General features: G+C 72.8%; 4 protein-coding genes and 1 pseudogene. 3 read left to right on the top strand and 2 right to left on the bottom strand.

The window, feature by feature from the left end:
* Window positions 1-368 (top strand): annotated as a pseudogene (locus JHD21_RS21490) (hypothetical protein); the annotation flags it as partial.
* 7 nt (window positions 369-375) lie between these two features.
* Here the strand turns inward: JHD21_RS21490 and JHD21_RS21485 are convergent.
* Window positions 376-852 (bottom strand): group II truncated hemoglobin, encoded by a 477-nt coding sequence (locus JHD21_RS21485; protein WP_292679545.1) that lies wholly within the window; start codon window positions 850-852, stop codon window positions 376-378.
* A 51-nt stretch (window positions 853-903) separates the two neighbouring features.
* Between JHD21_RS21485 and JHD21_RS21480 the strand changes: the two genes are divergently transcribed.
* Complete coding sequence (locus JHD21_RS21480) at window positions 904-1,437, top strand: hypothetical protein (RefSeq protein WP_292679543.1); 534 nt, start codon at window positions 904-906, stop codon at window positions 1,435-1,437.
* 2 nt (window positions 1,438-1,439) lie between these two features.
* Here the strand turns inward: JHD21_RS21480 and JHD21_RS21475 are convergent, their stop codons facing one another.
* A complete protein-coding gene (locus JHD21_RS21475) occupies window positions 1,440-2,339 on the bottom strand; it encodes a hypothetical protein (protein ID WP_292679541.1) in 900 nt (299 codons plus the stop codon).
* 119 nt (window positions 2,340-2,458) lie between these two features.
* Here JHD21_RS21475 and JHD21_RS21470 point away from each other — a divergent pair.
* Window positions 2,459-3,558: RecQ family ATP-dependent DNA helicase (locus JHD21_RS21470; protein WP_292679539.1), on the top strand; the 1,100-nt coding region annotated here is incomplete at its 3' end.

The following is a 3,558-nucleotide window of genomic DNA, read 5'->3' as shown; positions in this document are numbered from 1 at the left end:
TCCCGGACCGACATCGACAGGCCGTGCATCTGATGACGCCGGCCGACACCTTCCCCCACGGGTCCAGCCTGTCGCGAGGCATGGACCTCGACCACACCAGCGCCTGGGACCCCGAGGGTCCACCGGGCCAGTCAGGGCTGGGGAACTACGGGCCGATGACCCGTAGCCACCACCGGATCAAGACCCACGGCGGCTGGGACGTCAAGCAACCCTTCCCCGGGATCTACCTGTGGCGCGACCCCTACGGCGGCCACTACCTGGTCGACCACACCGGCACCCGAGCACTCACCGGCCGCCCCGACGACCTCCCGCTGGTGGTCGAGATCTACCGCGAGCTCCCCGAGACCCGGCTCGACTGGGCAGCCTGAGCCGGGCTCATCCCTGCCAGGGCGGCGCCACACCCCAGCCCCAGCGCGGGACGGGGGCGTGCTCGACGACGTCGGCACCGGGGCGCGAGTTCTGCATCGCCAGCCGGGTGCCCCACTCGAGGTAGCCGATGATCGCGGCGCGGAACTCGGCATCGTCCGGCAGCGCGGCGTCGTCGGCGGCCAGGCTCATCGTCGCGGCGAACCGGTGCCGTTGCTCGTGCGTGATCGCCAGGTCACGGTGGTGGGCCAGCATCGACTCGTAGCCGCCGAGCTCGTCGCTGTAGGTCGTCGGGCCGCCGAGGACCTCGGACCACCAGGCGGCGACGTGTGCGCGGTGGTGCTCGGAGACCCCTCCGGGGAAGAAGGGCGACAGCAGGTCGTCGTTCTCGACCCGGTCGTAGAACGCGTCGACCATCCGCCGTACGGCGTCCCCGCCGCCGGCCCACTCGAACAACGTCGGGAGACCAGGCTCGTCGACACCCATCCGGACATCCTCCTCGAACGTCAGGTTTGCTCGATCTGTAATGATGTAATCATGATTACACAGGAGACGCGGGAGAAGGTGGCCGGTTGGTTCGCCGGCCGGCTCCCGCAGGAGTGGCAGGCAACGCATGCCGAGATCACGATCGACCGCGAGGAGATCACCGTCCGGCTGTCCATCCCCGACGTCGACCTCGGTGCGGACGCCACCGACGCGGCCCGGGCCGAGGCCCGGGTGGGCCGGGCCAAGGCCTTCCGCGAGGAGACCAGGGCACAGCGCATGGAGATCGCCCGTGAGGCCGAGCACCGCTACGACGCGAAGGTGTCGTGGGGTCTGACGGTGGGAGACGGTGACGGCGCGCATCGCGAGCTCTGGACCCACGTGGCCGCGCCGGTCATGACCCGGCTGCGCCAGCCGCAGCGGATGGTGCTCGACACCCTGGTCGACGCCGGTGTCGCCCGGTCCCGGGCCGACGCGCTGGCCTGGTGCGTTCGCCTGGTCGGCCAGCACGAGGACGACTGGCTGACCGAGCTCCGCGACGCGATGGCGAGCGTCGCCGACGTCCGGGCCAAGGGCCCGGCCGCCTGACCTCAGGCGGGCAGGCAGCCGAGCACGGTGGCGCGGGTCGGGTCCGCGGCGTCCAGGGTGTCGAGGAACCGGCCGATGGCGTTGCCGCGCCGCTCGAACAGCCGCGCCTCCTGGTCGCCGATCGTCGCGGTCTCGCGCGCCTGCGCCGTCGCGGCGTCCGGGAAGACGTAGACGGTGGCCAGCTCGTCGTAGCCGCCGTAGTCGTTGGCGCTGCGGAAGATGACCGAGCCGGTGCGCTGCTCGCCGACGTCGAAGAAGCTGCGCTCGCCGAAGGCGCTCATGCCCACTGTGGCGGCGCACTCCATGAGGGACGCGACGTTCACGGTGCCCGGGGCCGGCGGGTCCACGACCGTCGCCGGGTCCGCGCCGGGCAGGCAGCCCAGCATGGCCTGCTCGAACGCCGGCGGAGGCAGCACATCGCTCTCCAGCACCCGGACCACGTTGCCGTGCACCGAGACAGTCGCCGTCTCCGCGGGCACGACCTCGTCGGCGACCTCCGCGGCCAGCAGCTGCTCGGCGTACGTCGTCGCCTGCGCCTCGTCGTCCAGCACGTGCAGTGCGCCGGTGACCGGGTCGAGCTCGCTGCCGTCGGAGAGCGTCAGCCAGATCCGCTCGCTGACCACACCGTCGGCGAGCTCGGTGTCCGACGGACCGCCGGCGAGCAGCCCGCCCTGCACCAGGCACTGCAGGAGCGTGGGCGTGGTCGCCAGTGCGGGAGCGGCGACCGGGTCGGCCGGGTCCGACGCGCTTCCGGACGCGGTCGGCTCGCTCGTGGAGGTGGTGGTGGGCGTTCCCCCGGACGTCGGGTCGGCGGCGGATCCGGTGTCGGTGTCCTCGCCGCACGCGGCGAGGACGGTGAGGGCCAGGAGGAGGGTCCCGGTGGCCAGGCTGCGCGTCGTCATGCGCAGGATTCTGCGGGTGCGCCTGTCCCGGCAGACAGGGCCCCCTGTCCCGTCCTGGTCCCGGGCGGGCCTGTGGAGGGGCCGCCGTCCGCGTCGGTCCGCGCTGGTAGACCTGTGGTGTGACCACCGCACCCACCACCGACGTACGCCGCGAGGCCGAGCGGCACCTGCGCGCGCTGGTCGGGAGCGAGACCGCCGAGCTGCGCGAGGACCAGTGGCGGGCGATCGAGGCCCTGGCCGTCGACCGGCGTCGCTCACTGGTCGTGCAGCGGACCGGGTGGGGCAAGTCGGCGGTCTACTTCGTGGCCACGCTGCTGCTGCGCGCCGAGGGCGCGGGGCCGACGGTGATCGTCAGCCCGCTGCTCGCGCTGATGCGCAACCAGATCGCGGCCGCCGAGCGGGCGGGCATCCGCGCGGTGACGATCAACTCGACCAACATCGAGCAGTGGGAGCCGATCCAGGAGCAGATCCGTTCCGGCGAGATCGACGTCCTCCTGGTCAGCCCGGAGCGGCTCAACAACCCGGGGTTCCGCGACGAGGTGCTGCCCCGGCTGGCGGCCACCTGCGGGCTGCTGGTCGTCGACGAGGCGCACTGCATCTCCGACTGGGGCCACGACTTCCGGCCCGACTACCGCCGGATCCGGACCCTGCTGGGTGACCTGCCCGACGGGATCCCGGTGCTGGCGACCACCGCGACCGCCAACGCCCGGGTGACCGACGACGTGGCCGACCAGCTGGGCACCGACGTCCTGGTGCTGCGCGGCAGCCTCGACCGGGAGTCGCTCCGGCTGGGGGTGGTCCGGCTCAAGACCGCGCAGCAGCGGCTGGCGTGGCTGGCCGACCACCTCGCCGAGCAGCCCGGGTCCGGCATCGTCTACTGCCTGACCGTGGCCGCCACCCAGGAGATCGCCGACTACCTGCGCTCCCGCGGCCACGAGGTCGCCGCCTACTCCGGGCAGACCGAGACCACCGAGCGCCAGGCGCTCGAGCAGGACCTCATCGACGGGCGGGTCAAGGCGCTGGTCGCGACCAGCGCCCTCGGCATGGGGTTCGACGCGACCCTCGGCTTCGTGGTCAACATGGGCGCCCCGCAGTCGCCGGTGGCCTACTACCAGCAGGTCGGCCGGGCCGGCCGCGGGCTCGACCCCGGCAGCCAGGCGACGGTCGTGCTGCTGCCGGCGCTCGAGGACCGCGACATCTGGGCCTACTTCGCCTCGCT

The sequence above is a fragment of the Nocardioides sp. genome, from assembly GCF_016462705.1.
Lineage (GTDB): Bacteria > Actinomycetota > Actinomycetes > Propionibacteriales > Nocardioidaceae > Nocardioides.
Note: the sequence above shows the minus strand (reverse complement) of the source record. Positions and strands in the feature narration are given on the sequence as shown.